Raw genomic sequence first — 24,063 nt, forward strand, 5'->3', positions numbered from 1 at the left:
CCCCGCCGGTCCGGCCGCTCCGAGTGCCGGACCGGCGCACAGTTAGTGCAGGGCCGTCTTCAGGACGATCAGTGCGACGCCGAAGCTGCCGGCGACGGCCGCCGACACCACCCGCTCGGCGCGGCTCAGCCGCCCGTGCCGGCCGACCTCCCAGCCCGCCAGGCACAGCAGCAGCGTGGAGCAGACCAGGGCGGCGACCACGGACCACAGCTGCGAGTGGCCCGCCAGGTCGGCCGCGACGAGCACCGCCACCGGCACCGCCGAGGCGGTCACCATCTCCCAGCCGCTCGCGAGCTGCCGGCGGACCACCGCCCAGGCCGGGCGGTGCCCCTCGTGGATCCGTTCGGCGACCAGCCGCGCGTAGCGCTCCGCGCTCCAGTACACGAGCAGCGTCACCACGACCGCGACGGCGGTGGCGGCCGCGGTGTGGGCGTGCGACGCGGCCATGACGGCGGCGCTGACGATGACGCCGTAGATCCCGGCCGCAGTGCTCTCCTCGTCCGCCCGCGCCATCAGCACGCCCTAACGATCTTCGGCGGCTCCGGCCGGCACCTCCTCCTGGCTGGGTGAAGGCTCGCCGAGGACCGCGGCCAGGTGCGCCGCGGCCATCGTGTCCCGCGGCCGCAGCGCCAGCAGCGCCCGGAGCCGGCGCGCCACCTCCGCACGCCAGGCGGGATCCTGCGCGTCGAGGTCCTCGGGCTCGTCCTCGCCGGTGTAGCAGACGAAGTCGTCGGTCGTGGACTCGTCCAGGACCAGCAGCGCCATCCCGTTCGCGGCGGCCGCGTGCGCCGGGTCGGCGTCCAGCGCCCGGCCGTACAGCTCGAACGCCTCGGCGCGACGCCCCCACAGGCTGCGAAGCCAGGCCTGTCGGTTGCCGGTGCCGTCGTACAGTGGCGAAAATTCCAACACGGTGCGGAATTGCCGCAGCAACAGCCCCGCGAGCAGGGTCGCGGTCACCGGGTCGGCGGGCTCGGCCGCCAGCGCGCGCCGCAGCCACCCCTCCGCCTCCGGCACGTCGTCCGGCGTCTCGAGCGACGACGCCCCTTCCAGCACGCACAGGCGGTGCCCGAGCTCCCGCGCCGCCCCCGCACCACCGGCCTCCGCCGCCTGCCGCAGTCCCTCGAGGTCCACGGCGCTACCGTACTGGCCATGTACAGCTGGTACGTCGTCCGCCGCACCTCGATGGTGAACAACAACGACACGGCCACCGACTGGTTCGTCCTCAGCGACCACGCCGACCTGCTGCGCGTCCTGGACACCCTGGACGTCAACCCGAGCTGGACCGATTCCTGCGCGCTGCAGGTGTACCGCGACAGCCGGCTCGACGTCAGCATCGACCTGCTCGCCACGGTCTCCGACGACGACGAGGGCGACGACGGGGACGACTTCTGCCCGCCCGACCTCACCGGGATCACGATCCCCGCCCTCGACGGCCCCCCGCTCCCGCCCGGCCACCCCGTCATCCTCGACGGCACCCCGCTGCACTACGGCAGCAGCACCTTCTACAACTGACCTCGCCACGGGAAGCCCCTACCGCAAATCCAATAGCCGCTGCCTTCGTGCCGGACGACGTCCCCGTCCGGACGGCCGACGCAGACCGCGCCGCCGTCCACCCACACCTGCTCGCCCTTGCGGAGGAAGACGGGCCGCGGGAGCTCGACGGCCCAGTCGCCGGCGTCGACCCTGTTCACGAGCGTCAACCGGTCCACCGGAGCCGGCGCCGTCCGGATCGGTCCCGCTACCCCGCCACCTGTCCCGAGATCCATGCCACGAGAATATCCACCCGGCCGGGGATTACGGCCGCGTCAGACGGTCGCGAGGGCGTCGACCTCCACGCGGAACGCGGGGTGCACCAGGAGGCTGGCGAACACCTGGCGGATCTGGGCCTCCGGGTCGCCGGGGGCGACGAGCCCGCCGGCGGAATCCAACGGCACCTGGCCGGAGACGGCGACGAACTCACCGGAGAAGTGGACCGCGTGGCTGTAGCCGTTGACCGGGGGCAGCCCGTCCGGGCGGGTGAAGTGTTCCACGCCAGCCCATCCTAGGCCGGGACGGTGGTGGGCAGGTCGGTGGTCATGGTGGTGAGCAGGCGCAGCGCCTGGGCGGACGGGGTGGCGGGCTCGGCGTGGTAGACGAGCAGCTGCTGGCCGGGGGCGCCGTTGACGGTGAAGGTCTCGAACGACAGGGTCAGCTCCCCGACCATCGGGTGCACGAAGCGCTTCGTGCCGGCGGTCTTCGCGGCCACGTCGTGGCGGGCCCACAGGCGGCGGAAGTCCTCGCTCTTCAGCGACAGCTCTCCGACGAGGTCGGTGAGGCGGGGGTCGTCGAGGTCGGCGCCCGCAGTGGCGCGCAGGCTGGCGACGGTCTCGGCGGCGACCTTCGGCCAGTCCGCGTAGATCCGGCGGGTGGCGGGGTCCAGGAAGACGGCGCGGACCTGGTTCTGGCCCTTGACCGAGCAGTGGTTGAGGGCCGCGGCGAGGGCGTTGTTCGCGAGGACGTCCAGGTGGCGGCCGACCACCATGGCGGGCGTCTCGGTCCACAGGTCCAGCAGGCGCAGCAGGTGCGCGCTGACGCGCTCCGGCTGGCGCGGGCGGCGCCGCGGGCGGGATGCCGGGCGGGCCAGCTCCCGCAGGTGCGCGATGCCTTCGTCGTTCAGCGTGTACACGCGAGCCAGGGCATCGATCACCTGGTCCGACGGGTGCTTCTCGCGGCCCTGCTCGAGCCGCACGTAGTAGTCGGCGCTGACCCCGGCGAGCAGGGCGACCTCCTCCCGGCGCAAGCCGGGGGTGCGGCGGCGGGCCGGCTCGGGCAGGCCGAAGTCCTCGGGCCGGGTCACCTCGCGGCGCGCCCGCAGGAACTCGCCGAGCCGGTTGTCGCTGTGCATCCGTCCAGCGTAGGCGGCTCGGACGGCGGTTGCCTGGCCGTGGTACTCCCAGGTAAATCCCGTCCTGGATGGATTGTGCCGAGGCGCCGACGGTGGAGGCATGACAAACACCAACAGGGTCGCCGTCGTCACCGGAGCGACCAGCGGCATCGGCGCGGCGACCGCGAAGCGTCTGGCGGACGGCGGCGCGGCCGTCGCGCTCGTCGGGCGGCGGGAGAGCCGCCTCAAGGACCTCGCCGCCGAGATCGGCGGCAGCGCGCTGCCGGTCGCCGCGGACGTCGGCGACCTCGACGCGATGCGGGCCGCCGCGGCCACGATCCGCGAGGCGTTCGGCCGGGTGGACCTCGTCGTGGCCAACGCGGGGGTCATGCTCGCCGCGCCGTTCGAGGCCGCGCAGACCGCCGAGTGGCAGGAGATGATCACGACGAACGTCAGCGGGCTGCTGCACACGGGCCGCGCGTTCATCGACGACCTGCTCGCGGCGGCCGCGGACGGCCGGGCGGCGGACCTCGTGCACGTCGGGTCCGTGGGCGGGCACATGGTCTTCCCGAACTACAGCGTCTACACGGCCACGAAGGCCGCCGTCGCGCACCTCACCCGCAACCTGCGGGCGGAGCTCGGCCCGCGCGGTGTCCGGGTCAAGAACGTCGAACCGGGCTTCGTGCTCACCGAGCTCGGCGACGGCATGCGCGACACCGCCCAGCGCGACCAGCTCGCCCAGTGGCGCGACTCGATCGAGGTGCTCACGCCGGAGGACGTCGCCGACGCGATCGCCTACGCGACGGCCGCACCGGCCCGCGTGAACCTGGCCGAGATCATCGTCGTGCCGACGCAACAAGGCTGAGTGCCGACGCAACAGGGCTGAACGCGGGCTTGACCTTGACCTTGGGGCAGGGTCCGACGATGGGCGGCATGACCGACATGGCGCACATCAGCGAGCGGGTCGCGGCCTTCTGCGACACCACGAACATCCCCGGCTACGTCGCCGGCGTACACCACGCCGGCGGGCAGCACATCGTCGCGCACGGGGTGGCCAACGCCGCCACCGGCGCGCCGATGCGCGGCGACACCCGGTTCCTCTTCGGCTCCATCACGAAGGTGATGACGACCATGCTCGTGCTGCGGCAGGTCGAGCTCGGCGCCGTCGACCTGGACGCGCCGGTCGTGACGTACCTGCCAGAGTTCACGCTCACCACGCCCGGCGCGGCCGGCCGGATCCTCGTGCGGCACCTGCTGACACACACGAGTGGGATCGACGCCGACCTGTTCTTCCCGGCCGGGTGCGGCCCCGACGCGCTGCGGATCTACCTGGACGGGCTGGGCCGGCAGTGCGGGACCCTGTTCGAGCCGGGCGAGCTCGTCAGCTATTCCAACGGCGGCATGATTGTCGCCGGGCGGATGCTGGAGGTCGTCACCGGGACGCCGTATCACGAGCTGCTGCGGCGGGAGGTGTACGCGACGGCGGGCATGACCGATGCGTGCACGTCCGCGGAGGAGGCGATCCTGCGCGGCACCGCGGTCGGGCACTTCGCCGACCCGGTCACCGGCACGGTGCGGACCACCGGCATGTTCACGCTCCCCGCGACGTGGGCACCGGCCGGCGGCACGCCGATCGGGACCGTCGGGGACCTGCTCGCGCTGGGCCGGGCGCATCTCGCCGGCGGCGGTACACCGGCGATCTCGGCCCGCTCGGCGGAGCTGATGCGCACGGTCGCCCACGACCTGGGCACGCCGAACGTGCCGCCGGTCGGGATGGGCTGGCTGGTGCGTGAGCTGGGCGGCACGACCGTGCTGACGATGTCCGGGGCGTCGCCGGGCGGGGTCGCGGTGCTCGCCGTCGCGCCCTCGGAGGGCCTGGTGTTCGCCGCGTACGGCAACGACGCGCGCGCCCTGTCGCTGCACGACGCGCTGCTGTCGTCGCTGCTGCCGGCCGCGCCGGTGGCCCTGAATCCAACAGACGTTGCATTGTCGCGCTACGTGGGCACCTACCGGTCGGACCAGCTGCGCATCGAGGTCAGCGTCGTGGACGGGCAGCTGGAGGAGCGGATCACCTACGAACCCGCCGACGCCGTGCAGGAGGCCACGTTCACGGGGTTCGTCGGCGGCCCGTTCGTGGTTCCGCCGCTGCGGTACGAACCGGTCGGCGCCGACCTGTTCGCACCCGCCGGCCTGCCGCTCGGCGACCTCGATCTGACGTCGCGCCAGTACCTCGTGTCGTACCACGGAGACGGCCCGGACGGCCCCACCCACCGCTGCTCGGGCGGCCGCATGACCCGCCGCGTCCCGTCCGGGCGCTGACGGCCGGTCGGCGCTGACAGGATGCGGGGCGCTGACGGCCCGGTCCGCGCTGACAGGATGCGGGGCGCTGACGGCCCAGTCCACGCTGACAGGATGCGGGGCACCGACGGCCCGGTCCACGCTGACAGGATGCGGGACATGAGCGACGAACGGCACCTGCTCACCATCGGCCGGCTCGCCGACTACGCGGGCGTGACCATCAAGGCCGTTCGCCACTACCACGCGCGCGGCCTGCTGCCCGAGCCGTCCCGCGACGAGTCCGGGTACCGCCGCTACACCGCCGCCCACGCCATCCAGCTCGTGCAGATCAAGACCCTGGCCGACGCGGGCGTGCCGCTCGCCCGCGTCAAGGAGCTCCTCGCCGCGGCCCCCGCGGAGTTCGCCGCGGCGATCGCTGAGATCGACCACGACCTGCGCCGCCAGGCCGAGAAGATCCAACGCAGCCGGGACCGCGTCGCCCAGCTGCGGACCGGCGACCGCCTGTTCGTCAGCGAGGAGGTCGCCGCCTACCTCGACCGGCTGCGCGCGCTCGGGGTGAGCGACCGCGCCGTCCTGCTGGAGCGCGACATCTGGGTGCTGCTGCACGCCGTCTCACCGCGGCCGGCGGACGGCTGGATCACCGACAAGCTCGACGCCCTCGACGACCCCGAGTTCCAGGCGATCTACCTCGCGTACGACGCCGCGTTCGACGCCCCACCCGACGACCCGTCCCTGCCGGCCCTCGCCGCCCGTGCCCGCCGCTGGCACGCCGAGCGGTACCCGTCCGGCGAGCCCTCCACCGGCGCCGACCCGGACGTCACCCGCCTCGCCGCCCTCGCCGCCGGCGCGTCGTCACCCGCCTGGACCCGCCTCGCCGAGCTCGCGCGATCGGTGTGAACGGCGGCGAAAGGCGGGTAGCGTCGCCGACGTGCGGGGACCCTATGTGGCGGTGATCGGGGCAGGGCGGGCGACCGGGGAGCAGGAACGCGTCGCCGAGCGGGTCGGGGCGCTGCTCGCCGAGGCGGGCGCGGTGGTCCTCTCCGGCGGGCTGGGCGGGGTCATGCGGGCGTCGTGCCGCGGCGCGCACGAGCGGGGCGGCCTCACCGTCGGCCTCCTCCCCGGCGGGGACCGGAGCGAGGGCAACCAGTTCCTGACCGTGGCGCTGCCGACCGGCATGGGGGAGCTGCGCAACGGGCTCATCGCCAGGACCGCCGACGGGCTCATCGCGGTCGGCGGTGGGTGGGGGACACTGAGTGAGATCGGCTTCGCGATGCGGCTCGGGCGGCCGCTCGTCGCCGTCGGCAGCTGGGCGGTCACCGCTCCCGACGGCGGCCCGACATACCCGGTGATGGGCAGCCCCGACGAGGCCGTCGCCTGGCTGCTCCGGGAGATCGCCCACCCAACAGCGCACTAACCGCCGCAGGAAGCCTCCCAGCGGCGCATTGGACGCCGCGGGAAGCCGCCCAACAGCGCAATTGCCGCCGCGGGAAGCCTCCCGGAGACGCGAAGTGCCCCTTGCCCGCCCTCGCCGTCGTGGATCTGCACCCGGTGGTGTGCCGTGCTCCGTGCCTCGTCACCTGTGCGCTGTGCTGGGCGTGCGTTGTCTGCCGGGGAGTCGAACCCCCGCGCCTGCCCGCGGCGCGCCAGAAGAGGAGCCGAATTGCCCGTCGGCTCTCGGGTCGTGCACGCCTCCACGACGGCTACCTGCTTCGCGTCCAAACCCGGTCAGTCCAGGAGGTCGGCCTCCCAGTTCGTGCGCTGCACGGCGGTGTCGACCTCGCGCAGCTGCCGCGCCACGTCGTCGGCCTCGGCGCGCAGCTCGGCGACCGGCAGCGCGGACAGCATCTTCAGCTCCGAGCGCAGCTGCCGGTAGCCGCGCTGCCCCTCACCCGCGGCGGCGCTCGCCGCGGCCGTCACCACGCTGTGCCGCAGGCGCAGCACGTCCCGCCGGGCGAGGGCGTCGGTGAGCGTGCCGTCGCCGAGCGGCGTGGCGGCGTTGGTGCGGTTGATCCGCCGGATCAGCGACTCGAGCTCGTCGAGGACGGCGCCCGCCTCGGCGAGCAGCGCGGCCGCGTCCTCGGCGGGCGTCTCACCCTCCTGAAACCGGGCGCTGCCCGTGATGCGGGCGCGCAGCTGTTCGACCCGGCGCGCCGCGTCGGCGCGCAGCGCAAGCGCTTCAGCAAGCTTCACGCCCGCCAGTGTCCGCCACGACGATCATGCCCGCACGCCGTTTTCCGGCAACCGGCCCGCCTTGAGCGCGGCGGCGGTCTCCACGGCGCGGCGGGCCTGGTGCCGGGCCGCCTGCAGCACGACGTCGCCAGGCGGGCCGTCGCCGGTCACGTGCGAGGTGCCGTACGGGTTGCCCGACCTGAACTGGATCGGGTCCGTGTAGCCGGGCGGCACGATGATGCCGCCCCAGTGGTAGAACACGTTGGCGAGCGCGAGGAGGGTGGACTCCTGGCCGCCGTGGGCGGTGTTCGACGCGGTGAACGCCGTGTACACCTTCCCGGCGAGCCCGCCGCTGAACCACAACGGCCCGGTGCTGTCGATGAACGCCTTCAGTTGCGCGGACACGTTGCCGAAGCGGGTCGGCGTGCCGACGAGCACCACGTCGGCCCAGTCCAGGTCGTCCAGCGTCGCCCCGGCGACGTCGGCGCTCGCCGAAACGTGCGCGGCCCACGCCGGATTCCCTCCGATGATGGATTCCGGCACGGTCTCCGCGACCTTTCGGAGCCGAACGGTCGCGCCGGCCTTCTCGGCTCCCTCCGCCACGGCCGCCGCGAGGGCGTGCACGGTGCCGGTCGCGCTGTAGTAGACGACGGCGGCATTCACGGGCTGCATGTCGTTGCTCCGTTATCTTTCAGTGCGCTTTGGCGAGCACACGATCGATAGCCCCGCCTTGCGGTGGGACAGTCCCGGTCTTAACGGCGGATGCCGTGCCGGGTTGACGCTTCGCAGCCACCTGCCCGCGTGCGCGGGTCTTCTGGTCGGCTCCACGTCCAGCCACCGAGCCACTCCCGGCGGTGTCGAACTGAGCCGCTAGAGCGGCCAGATTCAGCGCGGCGTTATGGTCGCGGTCGACGACCAGACCGCACGCCTGGCAGACGAATTCACGCTCGTGCAGGGCGAGTTTGGTTTTCACCGCGCCGCAGCCCGAGCAGGTTTTCGAGGATGGATACCAGCGGTCGGCGACCAGCAGCCGGCCGCCGTTCCAGGTGGTCTTGTATGCCAGCTGGCGACGGATTTCGGCGAAGCCAGCGTCGGTGATGTGCCGGGCCAGGCGCCGGTTGGCCAGCATGCCGGTGACATTGAGGTCTTCGACCACGACGGTGCCGTGCTCACGGGCGAGGCCGGTGGTGAGCTTGTGCAGCCCGTCGCGGCGCAGGTTCGCCACACGTGCGTGCACACGGCCGAGCCGGGTCGCTGCCCGCTGCCATCGTCTCGAGGCGTGCTGGCCGGTGCGCCGGCCCGGGCCGGTCTTGCGCGACAGCGCCCGGCCGAGCGCCCGCATCCGCTGCTGTGCAGCGACAAGGTGGCGCGGATTGTCGACCAGCTCACCGGTGGACAGCACCGCGAGGTGCTTGATGCCGACGTCCACGCCGACCACCGACTTCGGCCGCACCGGTTGCCGTTCGGCGCGCTGAACTTCGACGGTGAACGACGCATGCCAGCATCTACCGTCACGCCGCACGGTCGCCGCCATGATCCGCGCGGTCTCGGCCTCGATGCGCCGAGCGAGCTTACGGGCGGACTCGTGCAGCTTCAACCGGCCCAGGCGAGGCAGAACAACGTGCATGCGGTCGGGCTCGATCCGGATCGCGCCGGTGGTGAACCGCACTGACGGTGTGGTGCGGCGGCGCGACTTGAACTTCGGAAACCCGACCCGCCGCCCGGCCCGTTTGCCGGTGCGGGAGTCGGCCCAGTTCTTCAACGCTCCGGCGAGGGCGTCCAAGCCGGTGTTGAACGCTTCCTTGGACACCTCGGGCCACCACGGCGCGACGTCGGGCTTGGCGGCGTTCCACGCCTTGCGCAGCCCGGCCAGGGTCCACGGCAGCGATGGCGTCAGCAGTTCGTCCGGCATGCCGTAGGTGCGTTCCGCGGCGCGCTGGTCCATCACCGCCTTCACCCGGGCCAGTGCCCAGTTGTGTGCGACACGAGCTGCCCCGGCGTGGGCGAGGACGGCGCGTTCCTGAGCCGGGGTGAGGTCGAGCGCGAACCGGTACGCCTGGATCGTCTTCATGCCGGGTCCCCGGTCGCAGCCTCGACCGCGCGGCGGGCACGGTTCGCGGCAGCGCGGCGGCCGTACAGCCTGGCGCACAGCGACGTCAGGATCTCGGTGACATCGCGGACCAAGTCGTCATCGACCTCGGCCGGGTCGACCACCAGCAGGCGGCGGCCCTGCGCGGACAGGGCGGCTTCGACGTATTCCGCGCCGAACCGGGCGAATCGGTCCCGGTGCTCGACCACGATCGTCGACACCTGCGGGTCGTACAGCAGTGCGAGGAACCTCTTGCGGTGCCCATTCAGCGCGGAACCGACCTCGGTTACCACGCGGTCAACGGCGAGGTGCTGCCCGGTGGCCCAGGTAGTGACCCGCGCGACCTGCCGGTCCAGATCGGACTTCCGGTCGGCCGACGACACCCGGGCGTACACCACGGTCTGCCCGGACGTTGAAGCCGAGCCGGTCAGCGGTTCACCAATCATGATCAGGCGCCCAAGCCGGTATGCGGGAACGGGTAGCGTCCCGGTCTCGTAACGCCGGCGCGCGGTCGCGTACGAGATGCCGGTGGCCGCTGCCCATTCCTTGAGGTTCACAATGCAAATTATAGCTAACTAGTGAGCACTATTGACCATTGGCTCGTCGGCAGTTGGCAACCCTTTGTCGTTGGCTGCTCATGTACGACGAAGCCCGCGGCCGACATGTGAGGCTCACAATCCGCGGGGCTGTCTCGTCGACACTGGAGGTGAACGGAAGGGGGCACATGGAACCGGTGATGACCGAGCGGCGCAGGTTGACGGACCTCGCGTACCGCCTGCTGGGATCGCTCGCGGACGCCGAGGACGTGGTCCAGGAGACCTACGCACGCTGGTACACCCTGAGCGAACACCAACAGGAGTCCATCCAGAACCCGGCGGCGTGGCTCACGACCGTCGCCGGGCGGATCTGCCTGGACCTGCTCGGGTCGGCGCGGGTGCGGCGCGAGCGTTACGTCGGGGAGTGGATTCCCGAGCCGCTGCCCGGCCGTCCACAGTGGATCGGCGGGCGGCCCGACGGCGCCGCGCCCGACCCCGCCGAGCGGGTCACCCTCGACGAGTCGGTCAGCATGGCGTTCCTCGTGGTGCTGGAGGCGATGACGCCCGCGGAGCGGGTCGCGTTCGTGCTGCACGACGTGTTCCAGTACCCGTTCGCGGAGGTCGCCGGGATCGTCGGCCGCAGCCCGGCGGCGTGCCGGCAGCTCGCGTCGTCCGCCCGCCGGCGCATCCGCGAGCACCGCGAGGGCGCACCGCCGGCAGGCGACCGCGCCGGCGTGGTGCGGGCGTTCCGGCGGGCGTGGGAGGCCGCGGACGTCGACGCGCTCATCGGCCTGCTCGACCCGGCGGTCACCGCGACCGGCGACGGCGGCGGCCTCGTCAACGCGGCACCGCGTCCCGTCGTGGGCGCCGTGGAGGTGGCCCGGTTCTTCGCGGTCCGCACCGGGTTCCGGCTCGCCGAACGGACCGTCAACGGCCAGCCCGGCCTGGTCGCCGAGGTCGACGGCGCGGTCGCGGCGGTGCTGGCGTTCGACGTGGCGGGGGACCGGGTCCGGCACATCTGGGCGGTGCTCAACCCCGAGAAGCTCCGGCACTGGACTGCCCGGACGCCGTGAAAGCTTGTACGCCCGGCGTTCACGGGCCCGTCAACCTCCGCCCCGCCTCGCGCCGCCTGACGTTGGCAACGTGCCCGGCATGTCCATGTCTCGATGGTCGGCCGCCGCGATCGCGGCCGGCCTTCTCCTTCCACTGGCGGTGGCCGCGCCCGCGGCGGCACACCGCAAGGCGTCCTTCGACATCCAGGCCCACCGCGGCGGCCTCGGTCTGCGCAGCGAGAGCACGCTGAGCTCGTTCGGCAACGCGCTGCGGCTCGGCGTCACCACCCTCGAACTCGACATCCAGATCACCGCCGACGGCCAGGCCGTCGTCACCCACGACCGTCGCGTCAGCGGCGCCAAGTGCCTCGACACCGCGCCGGTCGCCGCAGGCGATCCCGTGTTCCCGTACGTCGGGAAATTCATCAAGGACCTGACCCTCGCGCAGGTCCGCACGCTCGACTGCGGCAGCAAGGGCCTGCCCGAGCACCCGGGTCAGCTGCTCACCCCCGGCTCGCGGATGCCGCTGCTGCACGAAGTGTTCGACCTCGTCGCCCGCTACGGCAACGACGACGTCAAGTTCAACCTCGAGACGAAGGTCGAGGCCGGCGCGCCGCAGGAGACCGCGCCGCGCGAGCAGTTCGTCCAGGTCGCCGCGCGCGAGATCCGCGCCGCCGGCCTGCTGCGCCGGGTCACGATCCAGAGCTTCGACTGGGGCGCGCTGCGCCGCTTCCGCGAGGTCGAGCCGCGCCTCGCGCTGGTCGCGCTGACCAACCGCGACTTCCTGCAGACCGGCCAGCCGGGCGCCTCGCCGTGGCTGGGCGGCCTCGACATCGACGACTTCGGCGGCGACCCCATCGCGGCCGTGAAATCCATCGGCGTGACGAGTTTCTCGCCGGTGCACGGCTTCCCGCAGAACGGCAAGGTCACCGACGCCGGCTACCAGCCGTACGTCACGGCGGCGATGGTGCGCCACGCGCACGCCAACGGCATCAAGGTGATCCCGTGGACCGTCGACGACCCGGCCACGATGAACAAGCTCATCGACGACGGGGTCGACGGCATCATCACCGACTACCCGGACCGCCTGCGGACCGTCGCCGCCCAGCGCGGCTTCACGCTGCCGCGCGGTACCAAGTCACCCTTCGACATCCAGGCGCACCGCGGCGGCAAGGCGACCCGGCCGGAGAACACCCTGGCCGCGTTCCGTAACTCGCTGGGCAACGCCGACATCTCCACCCTGGAGCTCGACACGGGCGTCACGAAGGACGGCGTGCTCGTCGTCAGCCACGACCGCTCGCTGAACGGCTCCCACTGCCGCGACACCGCGCCGGTCCGTCCGGGTGACCCGCTGTTCCCGTACATCGGCAAGTCGATCCACGACCTCACCCTCGCCCAGGTGAAGACGGTCGACTGCGGCAACGCCTCGGCGCCCGGCGAGCGCATCCCGACGCTCGACGAGCTCTTCGCCGTCGTCAAGTCCAGCGGCCGCGACGACATCCGGCTCAACATCGAGACGAAAATCAGCCCGACCGTCGCCGACACCGAGCCGTATTGGATTTTCACCATCCGTCTCGTCACCGCGATCTCGAAGGCCGGCCTGGACCGCCGGGTCACCATCCAGTCCTTCGACTGGCGGACCATCCAGCTGTCGCGCGCGCTGAACCCGAGGATCGAGACCGTCGCGCTGGTCTGGCAGTACGGCCCCGCCGAGTGCGCCACCCTCGCCGACGAGTGCTCGCTGCAGGCGGTCTACGGCAACCCGTCGGTGAAGAGCCCGTGGACCGGCACGCTCGACTGGTGGAAGCACCGCGACCTGGGCAAACTGGTGAAGGCGAGCGGCGCGTCGACCGTCTCCGCCAACTGGCAGGTGCACGACCCGGCGCAGGGCACCGTCGTGTCCGACGATTGGTACCTGCGGCAGAACCCGGCCTACTTCCACGGCCCGACCGTCGACGTTCTGCACCGCCGGGACGGGCTGAAGGTCGTGCCGTACACCATCGACGACGAGCCGATGATGGACCGTACCATCGCCCTCGGCGTCGACGGCATCATCTCCGACGACCCCGGGAAGCTGATCACCGTCGCCAGGCGCGCCGGTCTGCGCTGACGACTCCGTTCGCCGCACCCGTCGCCGGTACTGCCGGCGGCGGGTGCACTTTTTCGCCCCGCGGTGGTCTTTGAGCATGTCGCGTCGTGCGCGATCGCGTTGCCGGACCTGCAGTTATTGACAACAAGCTTTCCAGTAGCCCAGGATGCTGAGAGCGCTCTCACATCCGCCAACGTGTGGCGTCCCGCCAATCGCACCGTCTCCGCTCCTGCTCGAGAAGGGCAACCCTCACCGTGGAGATCCAACAAGAACGCACACCCCGCAGGCTCCGCGGCCGCACCGCGCTGCTCGCCGCCGCCGGCGCAGCCGTGGTGGCCGCCGCATCGATCGCGGTGCTGCCCGACGCCGGCGCGTCGGTGCCACCCACCCCGTCCGGCTGGACCCAGATCTTCGCCGACGACTTCAACGGCGCCGCGAACACCGGTGTCAACACCGGCAACTGGCTCTACGACCTCGGCCACGGGTACCCCGGCGGCGCGGGCAACTGGGGCACCGGCGAGATCGAGAACATGACCAACAGCACCCAGAACGTCTACCTCGACGGTGCCGGCAACCTCGCCATCAGGCCGCTCCGCGACGGCGCCGGCAACTGGACCAGCGGCCGTATCGAGACGCAGCGCACCAACATCGCCGCACCGGCAGGCGGCAAGCTGCGGGTCGAGGCGCGCATCGCACAGCCCAACGTCAACACCGCCAACGGCGCCGGCTACTGGCCCGCGTTCTGGATGCTGGGCGCGGCGGCGCGCGGCACGGGCGCGACCGGCTGGCCCGGCATCGGCGAGATCGACATCCTGGAGAACATCAACGGCCGGCCCTCCGTCTTCGGCGCCCTGCACTGCGGCACCAACCCCGGCGGCCCGTGCAACGAGACCACCGGCATCGGCAGCGGCGAGCGCGCCTGCGGCGGCTGCAACGGCGGCTACCACACGTACGCCGTCGAGCAGGACCGCAGCACGTCGCCGGAGCAGATCCGCTGGTACCTGGACGGCAACAACTTCTTCACCATCAACGCCAACCAGGTCGACGCGACCACCTGGAACAACGCGACCCACCACGGCTTCTTCATCATCCTCAACGTGGCGATCGGCGGCGGCTTCCCGGCCGCGTTCGGCGGCGGTCCCTACGCCTCCACCGTGTCCGGCGCCCCGATGATGGTCGACTACGTCGCCGCGTACACGGCCGGTGGCGGCGGTGGCGGTGGCACCACACCGCCCCCGACCAGCGGCAAGGCCGTGAAGGGCCCCGGCGGCCTCTGCCTGGACGTCCGCTCCTCCAACAGCGCCAACGGCACGCCCGTCCAGCTCTGGGGCTGCAACGGCACCGGTGCGCAGCAGTGGACCTACGTCGAGGCGGGCAGCACCCTCCGCGCCTTCGGCAAGTGCCTGGACATCCCGGGTGGCTCCACCGCCAACGGCGCCAAGCTCCAGATCTGGGACTGCAACAGCACGGGCGCCCAGGTCTTCATCCACCGCGCCGACAACACGTACTACAACCCGGCGTCCAACAAGTGCCTCGACGACCCGAACGGCTCGACGACCCAGGGCATCCAGATGCAGATCTGGGACTGCAACGGCAGCGGCGCCCAGAAGTTCAGCCTGCCGCAGTAACACCCGTACGACGACACACCCTTGGGCCGGCCCTGTCACAGGCGCCGGCCCAAGGCCGTTCTTCAGGGTGTCCCACGCCGACAGCTACCTGAGCCGGGACACCCGCACACGCCACGGCACTCCGACCGTCCTCGCCGCTGTGCCCCTCCGGCGGCATCACCGCGAGCCCATGCCGAACCTTCCGGCACCACCCGACGCCGACGACGGCCCGCCCGTGCTGGACCTCCAGGCTCCAGCCACCCAACACCACCGTGCACACCGGTGCCGAATCCCCGAGGCCCCAGCCGCCGACGTCACCACGAGCGCCCATGCCGGACCTTGCGGCGCCACCGACCGCGGCCCGCCCCGCACACTGCCCTCGGTGCCGCCGCGGCCTGCCCACCGCACTGCCCTCGGTGCCGCCGCGGCCGCACAGCTCCCGGCAGGGCGCCCCGACATCCTCGCCGCACTGCCTCGGTGCCGCGCCGTCCCGACCAGGACGGTCCCGCACCGTTCACCCAGGGCGGTCCCGCGCCGCCTCGACCGGGCGGTTCCCGTGCCGCCTTGACCAGGTGGTTCTCGTGCCGCCTAAACCACAGGGCGGTCCCGCGCCAAGGGGTGCCCCGTCGTAGCAGCCGCGCTGCCACGAGCCGAGCCATCCGGTCACCGCTGTCCCGGCCTTCAACAGCGGCCCCTTCTGACGGCGCGCCCGGCTATTGCCGACACTGACCGCGTGAGGTCGGCGCGAGCGCTCGGCCCGATACCTGCGGTTTGTCAGGGCGCAGGTGGGAAATCGACGGTGATGTGGAGACCTCCTTCCGGCCCGGGGCACGCGGCGAGCGAAGCGTGATGCGCCTGCGCGATGGCGGCGACGATGGCCAGCCCGAGCCCGTGGCCATCCGTGTCGCCGGTGCGGTCGGTGCCGTGGCGCTGGAACGGCTGGAACAGTCGCCCGATCTCCGCGGCGGGGATCGGCGGCCCGGTGTTGCCGACGGTCAGTCGTCCCGTGGGGGACGTGGCGACCTCGACGGTCCCAGCTGGGACGTTGTGCCGCAGCGCGTTGCCGACCAGGTTCGTCACGAGGCTCGCGGCCAGGCGCGGGTCGCCGAGCATCGGCGCGGCGGCGAGCACGGTGTGGACGCGCACGCCGCGCCGCTCGGCCTCCGCCCCATGGTCGAGGACGACGGTCCGCGTCACTTCGGCGAGGTCGAACCGCTCCCAGCGGTCGATCGGCTGATAGCCCGTCGCCAGCGTGAGCAGCGCGTCGATCAGGTGCTCCTGCTGCTCGCCGAGCTCCAGCAGCTCGTGGCAGGCCGATCGGAGCGTCTCGTCGGTGGCGTGCGGGTCGGTGAGCGTCAGTTGCAGCATGGTCCGCTGCACGGTGAGCGGGGTGCGCAGCTCGTGGGAGGCGTTGGCGATGAACTGCCGCTGCGCCGTGAACGACGCGTGCAGCCGTCGCAGCAGGTCGTCGAGCGTGTCGGCGAGCTCCGCGAACTCCTGGTATGCGGCCGGCACGCGCAGCCGCGCGGCGAGGGTGTCCGCGGACATCGCTCGGGCCGAAGACGTGATCACCTGGAGGGGGCGCACCGCCCGCCCGGCGATCCACCAGCCCAGCACGACGGACAGCGCGGCGATGAAGACCAGCGCGACGGCGGAGTAGCGCAGCAGCTCACCGAGGTTGCTGGTGGCCTGGGCGCCGCTGCTTCCGTCGACGGGGGTGGTGTGGCCGGTGCTGATCAGCGGCAGGTTGACGAACGCCAGCAGCAGCACGCCGCAGCCGAAGGCGAACGCCGCGTGCAGCAGCGCGAGCCGGGTGCGCAACCGGCGACGCGGCGCTGGGCCGGTCATCGCTCGCCGATCCGGTAGCCGCCCTCGCGGACGGTGTGGATGGCGGGTGGCTGGCCGAGCTTGCCGCGCAGCCGGGCGATCGTCGTCTTCACGGTGGTGGTGAACGGGTCGGTCGCGTCGTCCCAGACCCGCTCGAGAAGCTCCTCGGCGGACACGACGCGGCCGCCGGCGGCCAGCAGGTGCGACAGCACCGCGAACTCCTTCGGGCTGAGATCCAGCCGCCGGCCGGCCCGCGACGCGACCCGCCGGTTGGGGTCGAGTGTCAGGTCACCGTTGTCCAGCACCGGAGGCAGCGCCGGTGTACTTCGGCGGCCCAAGGCCCGGACGCGCGCGACCAGCTCGGCGAAGTCGAACGGCTTGGGCAGATAGTCGTCGGCGCCCAGGCCGAGCCCTTCGACCCGGTCACGGACGGTGCCGGCCGCGGTGAGCATGAGCACGCGGGTGCCCGCCCCGCCGGCCACCGTGCGCCGGCACACCTCGTCGCCGTGCAGGCCGGGCAGGTCGCGGTCCAGGACCATGACGTCATAACGGGTGGCGGCCAGCTGCTCCAGCGCGGCGTGACCGTCGAGGGCGGTGTCGACGGCCATCGCCTCGCGGCGCAGACCGGACGCGATCAACGCGTTCAGCGTCCGATGATCCTCGACCACCAGCACTCGCATGACCACACCTCCATGCAGCAAGAGCGACGCCGACCACGATGCCACGCGGGAGGTGACAGCCCGGTGACAGCGATCGACACCGTCCTGTCACCCCCGCCGGCGTACAACCGAAGCCATGACACAAGTCACCAGGCTGCTGCGGTCGGAATGGACCAAGTTCCGCACCGTGCCCGGCTGGGTGCGCGCCGCCGCGGCCGCCGCCCTGATGATCGTGCTGTTCCCGCTCACGGGCCTGGCCGGCGGGGCGCCCGAGCAGCGCACGACGGTGCCCATCGGGCCGCACGGCGAACCCGTCAGCGACGCCTACTTCTTCGTGCACCGACCGCTGGCCGGCGACGGCAGCATCACCGTCGCGGTCACCGCCCCGTCCTCCACCAGCCCATGGGCGAAGGCAGGACTGATCGTCAGCGCGGGAGACGAGCCCGGCGCCCGCTATGCGGCCATCATGATGACGGCTGCTCATGGTGTACGGATGCAGCACGACTACCTGCATGACCGCGCTGCTGCGGCAGGCGGCTGGCTGCGTCTGACCCGAGCCGGCGACACGGTCACCGGTGAGGTCTCCGCTGACGGCGCGAGCTGGAGCGAGGTCGACTCGGTGCGGCTGGCGGGACTGTCCGGCACCGTGCAGGTGGGCCTGTTCGTGGCCTGCCCGCCACTGGTCGACGGCATCGGCACCGCCGGCAACACGGCCACCGCCACGTTCAGCGACCCTCAACTGACGGGCGCCTGGTGGCCTGCCGCCGACTGGACCGGTGACCAGCGAGGAGCGGGCACGGCCACGTTCGCGGGTTATCCGTCCGGCACGTCCGGCGGGTTCACCGCGTCCGGCGACGGCTTCACCGTGACCGGCGCCGGCGACCTCGGCCCGGCGCCCCGCAACGAGGTGCCCGTCGGTGCCACCGCAGCCGATCTGCTCTTCGGCACGTTCCCGGCGCTGGTCGTCATCGTCGTGGTGGCCACCCAGATGATCACGACCGAGTTCCGGACCAGGCTGATCCGCACCACCTTCAGCGCGAGCCCACACCGGGTGCGTCTGCTGGCGGCCAAGGCGGCCGTGCTCGCCGGCGTCACGTTCACCGTCTGCCTCGCCGCGACGGTCATCGCGGTGCCACTGTGGCTGTGGGTGGTCCGCGGCCTCGGTCTCACAGTGTTCCCGGCAACGGACGGCACCCTGCTGCGGGCCGAGGCCGGCACCGCCGCGCTGCTCGCCGTCACCGCCGTCTTCGCGCTCGCCGTCGGCACGGTCGTGCGGCGCGGCGCCACCGCGGTGACCGCCGTCGTGGTCGCCACCGTGCTGCCCCACCTGCTGGCGCGGACGCCGTTCCTGCCGCCACCCATGGCCGAGTGGCTGGCGACGTTCACCCCGGCGGCGGCCATGGCCGTCCAGCAGACCCTGACCCGCTACCCCCAGGTCGACAGCGTGTACACCCCCGCCACCGGCTACTATCCGCTGTCCCCGTGGGCCGGCCTCGCTGTCCTGTGCACGTATACGGCGCTGACCTTCGCCTTAGCCGTCGTCCTCCTGCGCAGGAGAGACGCATGAGACGCCGCCGTAGGAGAGAGGCATGGGCGCCGCCGTAGGAGTGACGTATGAGGTGTCGCCGTAGACCGTTGCTGTGAGATGGGTGTCTTCGCGTCAGACGGCTCCGGCCGCGTGCAGGTCGGCGATCTCCTCCTGTGTGAAGCCGAGCTCGGTGAGCACCTCTTCCGTGTCGGCGCCCTTGGAACGGCCGGTGAAGCGGATGCGTCCGGGTGTGTGCGACATCCGCCACATGACGTTGTGCATGAGCATCGGGCCGAGCTCGGGGTCCTCGACCTGCGTGATCATCTCGGTCTCGCGGATGTGTGGGTCGTGGGCGATGTCGGCGGCGGAGTAAACAGCGGCGAGCGCGGCACCGGCCTGTTCGAAGGCCGCGAGGACCTCGTCGCGGTTGTACTTGCGGACCCAGGTGCCGACGTATTCGTCCAGTTCGTCGGCGTGTTCGGCGCGGGTGTGCCCGGCTGCGAACCACGGCTCGTCGACGACCTCCGGGTGGCCGACGAGGTGCATGACCCGCTCGGCGATCGCCTGTGCGGACGTCGAGACGGCCACCCAGTGGTCGTCCTTCGTGAGGTAGGTGTTGCGGGGGGCGTTGTTCGTCGAGCGGTTGCCGTGCCGTTGTTCGACGACGCCGAGCTGGTCGTAGACGGTGACACCGGGGCCGACCGCGGTGAGGATCGGCTCGATGAGGCTGAGGTCGATGACCTGGCCCGCGCCGTTGCGTGCGTCCCGGTGGTAGAGGGCCATGACGGCCGCGGAGGAGGCGGCGATGCCCGCGATGCTGTCGGCCAGGCCGAAGGCGGGCAGCATCGGGGGGCCGTCGGCCTCACCGGTGAGGTGGGCGAAGCCGCTCATCGCCTCCGCCAGGGTCCCGAAGCCGGGACGTGAGGCGTAGGGACCGTTCTGGCCGAAGCCGGTGATCCGCACGATGATGAGTCCGGGGTTGAGGGCGTGCAACGCCTCGGGCGACAGCCCCCAGCGTTCAAGCGTCCCCGGACGGAAGTTCTCGACGAGCACGTCCGACTCGCAGACGAGTCGTTTGAGCACCTCAGCCCCGGCGGGCACCTTCAGGTTCAACGTGACGGCCCGCTTGTTGCGGGACACTTCCTTCCACCACAGCGGGACCCCGTCCTTGGACGGTCCGTGACCTCGTAGCGCGTCGCCCTTGGTCGGATGTTCCAGCTTGATGACCTCGGCTCCGTAGTCGCCGAGGATCTGGCAGCACAGCGGGCCTGCCAGGATCGTGGACGCGTCGATGACCCTGACGCCACGCAACGAATCCTGAGACATGTCCCTCCTTGGTTCCGATCAGTGGAACATCGTTCCGAACCAAAGCTAGGTTCGATGTCGCCCGGAGTCAATCGCCCGAGTTTCACGGGTTGCCTGCGGATCGCCGGACGGGCAGCGCTGGCGCGGGCGCCGTACCGCGAAAGAGATGCTTTCCACAGAGCGCAATGGTGTTCCGCTCTGCGGGTTTCTCGGCTAGTCTCCGTGACTACATCAGCGGGACCGGAGGTGAAGGGCGCCTTCAATGCCCGACCGGAAACGGAGGACAGGGTTCACGTGCCGGATGACGTGTTGATCGAAGCCGTGGCGCAGGGCGTGCGCGTCTTCGACCTGGGGCGGGTCCTCTTCGTGGGGATGCCCCAGTCTCCCAACCACCCCCACTACTGGCACGCGCTGCCGCGCCGGCACGGCGACATGGTGCGGGCGGACGGCGGCTCGGCCTCGAACGACATCATCACCATGGGCACGCACGTCGGGACGCACATCGACGCCCTCTCCCACGTGTCGCAGGACGGTCGCCTCTTCGACGGCTCGGACGCCTATGAGGCTTCCTCAGGCGGTCGCTTCATCGAGCTCGGGGCGCACACCATCCCCGCCATGGTGCGTCGTGGCGTCCTCCTCGACGTGCCGGCGGCTCTCGGCACCCCTGAGGGATGCCCTCCCGGCTACGAGATCACGCCCGACGACCTCGTGGTCACCCTCGAACGTCAGGGCGGGTCCATCGCGGCCGGCGACGTGGTCCTGATCCGCAGCGGCTGGGGCAGGCACTTCGACGACCCCGACCGCTCGGTCTTCATCGGCGGCGAATCCGGCGTTCCCGGTGTCGGCGAGGCCGGCGCGCGCTGGCTCGCGGATCGGGGCGTCGTCGCCGCGGGCGCCGACACCATCGCCTTCGAGTGCCTCCCTCCGGGCGCGGGACACAGTGTGCTGCCTGCTCACCGTGTACTGCTCGTCAACGCCGGCATCTACATCATGGAAACCCTCGACCTCGAGGAGCTCGCCGCCCAGCGCGTGCACGAGTTCGTCTTCGTCGCCTCGCCGCTCAAGTTCTACGGCGCGACCGGATCGCCGGTCCGTCCCCTGGCGGTGACGAGCGGTGCATGACGCGACCCTCGCCCAGGCGATCGCGCGGTTCGCCGCCCGGGCCCGCTACGAGGACCTGCCCCCAGCGGTCACGGCCAGCGTGCGGCAGCGGGTCCTGGACACGTTCGGCATCTGCATCGCGGCGCAGAGCCTCGACAGCAGCCAGGCAGTCATCGACTACGTCGCCGAGCAGGGCGGTGCCCCCCAGGCGCGCGCGATCGGAGTGCCGCACCGGGTCCCCGCCGCGCTCGCCGCCTTCGGCAACGGGGTGCTCGCCCACTCCCTCGACTATGACGACACGCACCTGCCTTCGGTGCTCCATCCGAGCGCGACCATCGTGCCCAGCGTGCTCGCCGCCGCCGAGCGCGCGGGCACCGACGGTCGCACGGCGGTCACGGCGATCGCGGTGGGCCTCGAGGTCTGCGTCCGTATCGGCATGGCCGGCTACGACCGGCAGGCCGGCAACTCGGTGTTCTTCGAGCACGGGCAGCACGCGACCTCGATCTGCGGCGCCCTCGGTGCCGCGGTGGCCGTGGGGGTCGTGCTCGGCCAGGACGAGGCGCAGCTGACGAGCTCCCTCGGCGTCGCGGCGTCCATGGCCGCCGGCATCATCGAGGCCAACCGGACCGGTGGCAACGTCAAGCGGCTGCACTGTGGCTGGGCCGCGCACTCCGCCGTGACGGCGGCCGACCTCGTCGGCCGGGGCATCACGGGTCCGCCGACCGTGCTCGAAGGGCGTTTCGGGTTCTTCGAGGCGTTCCTGCGCGGCGAGTTCGACCCTGCCGCCATCCTCGAGGGCCTGGGAACCGAGTGGGAGGTGCCCAGGATCTTCTTCAAGCCGTACCCCGCCAACCACTTCACCCACGCCGCCATCGACGCCGCCACCGCGCTGCGGCGCAGGGGCGTGGACCACCGTGCGGTGCGCAGCCTCACCCTCGGCGTCCCGGCGCCCGTCATCAGGACGATCGGCGAGCCGATCGACGGCAAGCGCCGCCCGGCCACGGGCTATCAGGCCCAGTTCTCCGGCCCGTACGCCGTCGCCGTCGGCCTGCTCGGCGGGGGAGGCGGCCTCGGGGTCGGCCTCGACGACTACACCGACGAACTCGCGGCCGCCCCCATGCGCCGGGAGATCATGGACAAGGTCAGCGTCGTCGCCGACGACGAGTGCACCCGGATCTTCCCGGAGCAGTTCCCCGCGGTCCTCACCGCCGAGCTCGTCGACGGCTCGGCCGTGACCGAGCGGATCCTCGTCAACCGCGGAGGTCCGCAGCACCCGCTCTCCGACGACGAGGTCGAGCTCAAGTTCCGTGACAACGCGGGGCGGCACCTCCCCGAGACAGCGGTGGCGCTGATCGCGGCGCGCGTGCTGGCTTTCGACGAACTGAGCGACGTCGGCGTCGCCCTCTCCGCCCTCGACGACGTGGCGGCCATCGAGTACTCCGTCACCACTACCGCGCAGGAAGGCGACCTATGAACTACGACCTCATCGTCCGCGACGTTCGCCTCGTCACCCATGAGTCGCCCCAGACCGTGCTCACCGACATCGCTGTGACGGACGGGCGGGTGGCCGCCATCGGCCACCTCGGCGACGCCACCGCCACGACGACGGTCGACGGTGGCGGCAAGCTCGCGCTGCCCGGCGTCGTCGACGCCCACCAGCACTGGGGCATCTACAACCCGCTCGAGATCGACACGGAGACCGAGTCGAAGGCGGCGGCCCAGGGCGGTGTGACGACAGGCCTCAACTACATGCGCACCGGGCAGTACTACCTCAACAAGGGCGGCGCGTACCGTGACGTGTTCCCCGAGGTGCTCGAGCGCAGCCAGGGCCGGGCGTACATCGACTACGCCTTCCACCTCGCGCCGATGTCCAAGGAGCAGATCGGCGAGATTCCCGAGCTCATCAAGGAGCACGGCGTCACGTCGTTCAAGATCTTCATGTTCTACGGTGGCCACGGCCTGCACGGCCGGTCCGCGGACCAGAGCTCGTTCCTCATGACCCCCGAGGGCGAGCGCTACGACCTCGCGCACTTTGAGTTCGTCATGCGCGGCATCCAGGCGGCCCGGGAGGCCGAGCCGCAGATCGCGGACTCCATCTCCCTCAGCATGCACTGCGAGACCGCCGAGATCATGTCGGCGTACACCGCCATGGTCGAGCAGGAGGGGCGGCTCACCGGGCTCGAGGCGTACTCCGCCTCCCGGCCTCCGCACTCCGAGGGCCTGGCCATCTCCATCGCCTCCTACCTCGCCCACGAGACGCGGCTGGCGAACATCAACCTGCTGCACCTGAGCGGACGCAAGGCCGTCGAGGCGGCCCTGCTCATGGCGAGAACCTTCCCGCACATCAACTTCCGCCGCGAGGTCACCATCGGCCACCTCATCGCCGACTACCACAGCGCGTCGGGGATCGGCGGCAAGGTCAACCCCCCGCTCCGCTCGCGTGACGATGTCGAGGGGCTGTGGGAGCACGTCCTCGCCGGCGAGATCGACTGGGTCGTCAGCGACCACGCCTGCTGCCGCGACGAGATGAAGTTCGGCGAGGAGCGCGACGACGTCTTCGTGGCCAAGTCCGGCTTCGGCGGAGCGGAGTACCTCCTGCCGGCGCTCATCACCGAAGGCCGCAGGCGGGGCCTCGGCCTGGACCGGATCGCCGCCCTGACCGCGTGGAACCCGGCACAGCGCTACGGGCTCTCCGGTCGCAAGGGTGTCGTCAAGGTGGGGTACGACGCCGACTTCTGCCTCGTCGACGACTCGCGGTCGTGGGTCGTGCGCGCCGAGGACTCGTTCTCGACGCAGGAGTACACGCCGTTCGAGGGTGTCGAGCTCTCCGCCGCCGTGACCGACACGTTCGTGCGCGGCCACCACGTCCTGGCCGATGGGGTCATCCAGGGGGAGCCCCGCGGTCAGTACCAGCGGCGTCCGTTGACCACCGAGTAAGGC

General features: G+C 71.7%; 23 protein-coding genes. 12 read left to right on the forward strand and 11 right to left on the reverse strand.

Going from position 1 to position 24,063, the window contains the following annotated elements; genetic code table 11:
• Window positions 1–42: 42 nt before the first annotated feature.
• The gene (locus ABZ321_RS16630; RefSeq protein WP_354892199.1) at window positions 43–513 is read right to left on the reverse strand and encodes a hypothetical protein; all 471 of its coding nucleotides are present in this window, start codon (window positions 511–513) and stop codon (window positions 43–45) included.
• A 9-nt stretch (window positions 514–522) separates the two neighbouring features.
• Entirely contained in the window at window positions 523–1,131 is a 609-nt protein-coding gene (locus ABZ321_RS16635; RefSeq protein WP_354891792.1) for a hypothetical protein, read from the reverse strand.
• A gap of 18 nt (window positions 1,132–1,149) precedes the next feature.
• On the opposite strand from ABZ321_RS16635, the gene ABZ321_RS16640 reads away from it, so the two are divergent.
• Window positions 1,150–1,512: a hypothetical protein gene (locus ABZ321_RS16640; protein WP_354891795.1), complete on the forward strand. Its 363-nt coding sequence runs from the start codon at window positions 1,150–1,152 to the stop codon at window positions 1,510–1,512.
• A gap of 293 nt (window positions 1,513–1,805) precedes the next feature.
• Here ABZ321_RS16640 and ABZ321_RS16645 read toward each other — a convergent pair whose 3' ends face one another.
• Together ABZ321_RS16645 and ABZ321_RS16650 are read right to left on the reverse strand one after the other, a co-directional pair.
• Complete coding sequence (locus ABZ321_RS16645) at window positions 1,806–2,030, reverse strand: Rid family hydrolase (RefSeq protein ID WP_354891798.1); 225 nt, start codon at window positions 2,028–2,030, stop codon at window positions 1,806–1,808.
• A gap of 11 nt (window positions 2,031–2,041) precedes the next feature.
• On the reverse strand, window positions 2,042–2,884 hold the full coding sequence (locus tag ABZ321_RS16650) for a helix-turn-helix transcriptional regulator (protein ID WP_344509734.1): 843 nt from the start codon (window positions 2,882–2,884) through the stop codon (window positions 2,042–2,044).
• 100 nt (window positions 2,885–2,984) lie between these two features.
• Here ABZ321_RS16650 and ABZ321_RS16655 point away from each other — a divergent pair, with 100 nt between their 5' ends.
• The 4 genes from ABZ321_RS16655 to ABZ321_RS16670 all read left to right on the forward strand — a co-directional run bounded on the left by ABZ321_RS16655 (window position 2,985) and on the right by ABZ321_RS16670 (window position 6,575).
• The gene (locus ABZ321_RS16655) at window positions 2,985–3,728 is read left to right on the forward strand and encodes an SDR family oxidoreductase (RefSeq protein ID WP_344509736.1); all 744 of its coding nucleotides are present in this window, start codon (window positions 2,985–2,987) and stop codon (window positions 3,726–3,728) included.
• A 68-nt stretch (window positions 3,729–3,796) separates the two neighbouring features.
• Window positions 3,797–5,182, forward strand: coding sequence for a serine hydrolase domain-containing protein (locus ABZ321_RS16660; RefSeq protein WP_354891802.1), 1,386 nt, complete (start codon window positions 3,797–3,799; stop codon window positions 5,180–5,182).
• Between the two features lie 138 nt (window positions 5,183–5,320).
• Window positions 5,321–6,058 carry a MerR family transcriptional regulator gene (locus ABZ321_RS16665; protein WP_354891805.1) on the forward strand — a complete coding sequence of 246 codons (738 nt, stop codon included), beginning with the start codon at window positions 5,321–5,323 and terminating at the stop codon, window positions 6,056–6,058.
• Between the two features lie 31 nt (window positions 6,059–6,089).
• Window positions 6,090–6,575 (forward strand): TIGR00725 family protein, encoded by a 486-nt coding sequence (locus ABZ321_RS16670; RefSeq protein ID WP_354891808.1) that lies wholly within the window; start codon window positions 6,090–6,092, stop codon window positions 6,573–6,575.
• Between the two features lie 311 nt (window positions 6,576–6,886).
• On the opposite strand, the gene ABZ321_RS16675 is transcribed toward ABZ321_RS16670, so the two are convergent.
• From ABZ321_RS16675 to ABZ321_RS16690, 4 genes are read right to left on the reverse strand one after another with little or no spacing between them, the layout of a single operon-like run.
• Window positions 6,887–7,351 (reverse strand): DIP1984 family protein, encoded by a 465-nt coding sequence (locus ABZ321_RS16675; RefSeq protein ID WP_344509744.1) that lies wholly within the window; start codon window positions 7,349–7,351, stop codon window positions 6,887–6,889.
• A 24-nt stretch (window positions 7,352–7,375) separates the two neighbouring features.
• Window positions 7,376–8,002 carry an NAD(P)H:quinone oxidoreductase gene (gene wrbA, locus ABZ321_RS16680; protein ID WP_354891811.1) on the reverse strand — a complete coding sequence of 209 codons (627 nt, stop codon included), beginning with the start codon at window positions 8,000–8,002 and terminating at the stop codon, window positions 7,376–7,378.
• A gap of 19 nt (window positions 8,003–8,021) precedes the next feature.
• Window positions 8,022–9,401, reverse strand: a complete 1,380-nt coding sequence (gene tnpB / locus ABZ321_RS16685) for an IS607 family element RNA-guided endonuclease TnpB (RefSeq protein ID WP_354891814.1) — start codon at window positions 9,399–9,401, stop codon at window positions 8,022–8,024.
• Window positions 9,398–9,976, reverse strand: coding sequence for an IS607 family transposase (locus tag ABZ321_RS16690; RefSeq protein ID WP_354891817.1), 579 nt, complete (start codon window positions 9,974–9,976; stop codon window positions 9,398–9,400). Before ABZ321_RS16690 ends, tnpB begins: the two co-directional genes overlap by 4 nt.
• A 179-nt stretch (window positions 9,977–10,155) precedes the next feature.
• Between ABZ321_RS16690 and sigJ the strand changes: the two genes are divergently transcribed.
• From sigJ to ABZ321_RS16705, 3 genes are all read left to right on the forward strand, one after another.
• Window positions 10,156–11,028 (forward strand): RNA polymerase sigma factor SigJ, encoded by an 873-nt coding sequence (sigJ, locus tag ABZ321_RS16695; RefSeq protein WP_344510789.1) that lies wholly within the window; start codon window positions 10,156–10,158, stop codon window positions 11,026–11,028.
• A 79-nt stretch (window positions 11,029–11,107) separates the two neighbouring features.
• Window positions 11,108–13,117, forward strand: coding sequence for a glycerophosphodiester phosphodiesterase family protein (locus tag ABZ321_RS16700; RefSeq protein ID WP_354891821.1), 2,010 nt, complete (start codon window positions 11,108–11,110; stop codon window positions 13,115–13,117).
• A gap of 233 nt (window positions 13,118–13,350) precedes the next feature.
• Window positions 13,351–14,724, forward strand: a complete 1,374-nt coding sequence (locus ABZ321_RS16705; protein ID WP_344510785.1) for a ricin-type beta-trefoil lectin domain protein — start codon at window positions 13,351–13,353, stop codon at window positions 14,722–14,724.
• 753 nt (window positions 14,725–15,477) lie between these two features.
• Here ABZ321_RS16705 and ABZ321_RS16710 read toward each other — a convergent pair.
• The gene (locus ABZ321_RS16710; RefSeq protein WP_354891824.1) at window positions 15,478–16,551 is read right to left on the reverse strand and encodes a HAMP domain-containing sensor histidine kinase; all 1,074 of its coding nucleotides are present in this window, start codon (window positions 16,549–16,551) and stop codon (window positions 15,478–15,480) included.
• Window positions 16,548–17,210, reverse strand: coding sequence for a response regulator transcription factor (locus ABZ321_RS16715; protein WP_354891827.1), 663 nt, complete (start codon window positions 17,208–17,210; stop codon window positions 16,548–16,550). The genes ABZ321_RS16710 and ABZ321_RS16715 overlap by 4 nt, the downstream gene beginning before the upstream one ends.
• Before the next feature lie 115 nt (window positions 17,211–17,325).
• Between ABZ321_RS16715 and ABZ321_RS16720 the strand changes: the two genes are divergently transcribed.
• Window positions 17,326–18,756, forward strand: coding sequence for a hypothetical protein (locus tag ABZ321_RS16720; RefSeq protein ID WP_354891830.1), 1,431 nt, complete (start codon window positions 17,326–17,328; stop codon window positions 18,754–18,756).
• A gap of 93 nt (window positions 18,757–18,849) precedes the next feature.
• Here the strand turns inward: ABZ321_RS16720 and ABZ321_RS16725 are convergent, their stop codons facing one another.
• Window positions 18,850–20,043, reverse strand: coding sequence for a CoA transferase (locus ABZ321_RS16725; protein ID WP_354891832.1), 1,194 nt, complete (start codon window positions 20,041–20,043; stop codon window positions 18,850–18,852).
• 225 nt (window positions 20,044–20,268) lie between these two features.
• On the opposite strand from ABZ321_RS16725, the gene ABZ321_RS16730 reads away from it, so the two are divergent.
• From ABZ321_RS16730 to ABZ321_RS16740, 3 genes are read left to right on the forward strand one after another with little or no spacing between them, the layout of a single operon-like run.
• Window positions 20,269–21,144: a cyclase family protein gene (locus ABZ321_RS16730; protein WP_354891835.1), complete on the forward strand. Its 876-nt coding sequence runs from the start codon at window positions 20,269–20,271 to the stop codon at window positions 21,142–21,144.
• Window positions 21,137–22,597, forward strand: a complete 1,461-nt coding sequence (locus tag ABZ321_RS16735) for an MmgE/PrpD family protein (protein ID WP_354891838.1) — start codon at window positions 21,137–21,139, stop codon at window positions 22,595–22,597. The genes ABZ321_RS16730 and ABZ321_RS16735 overlap by 8 nt, the downstream gene beginning before the upstream one ends.
• Window positions 22,594–24,060, forward strand: a complete 1,467-nt coding sequence (locus ABZ321_RS16740) for a dihydroorotase family protein (protein WP_354891841.1) — start codon at window positions 22,594–22,596, stop codon at window positions 24,058–24,060. The genes ABZ321_RS16735 and ABZ321_RS16740 overlap by 4 nt, the downstream gene beginning before the upstream one ends.
• Window positions 24,061–24,063 lie beyond the last annotated feature (3 nt).

The organism is Dactylosporangium sp. NPDC006015, from assembly GCF_040614215.1.
In the GTDB taxonomy this organism is placed as follows: Bacteria; Actinomycetota; Actinomycetes; order Mycobacteriales; family Micromonosporaceae; genus Dactylosporangium; species Dactylosporangium maewongense.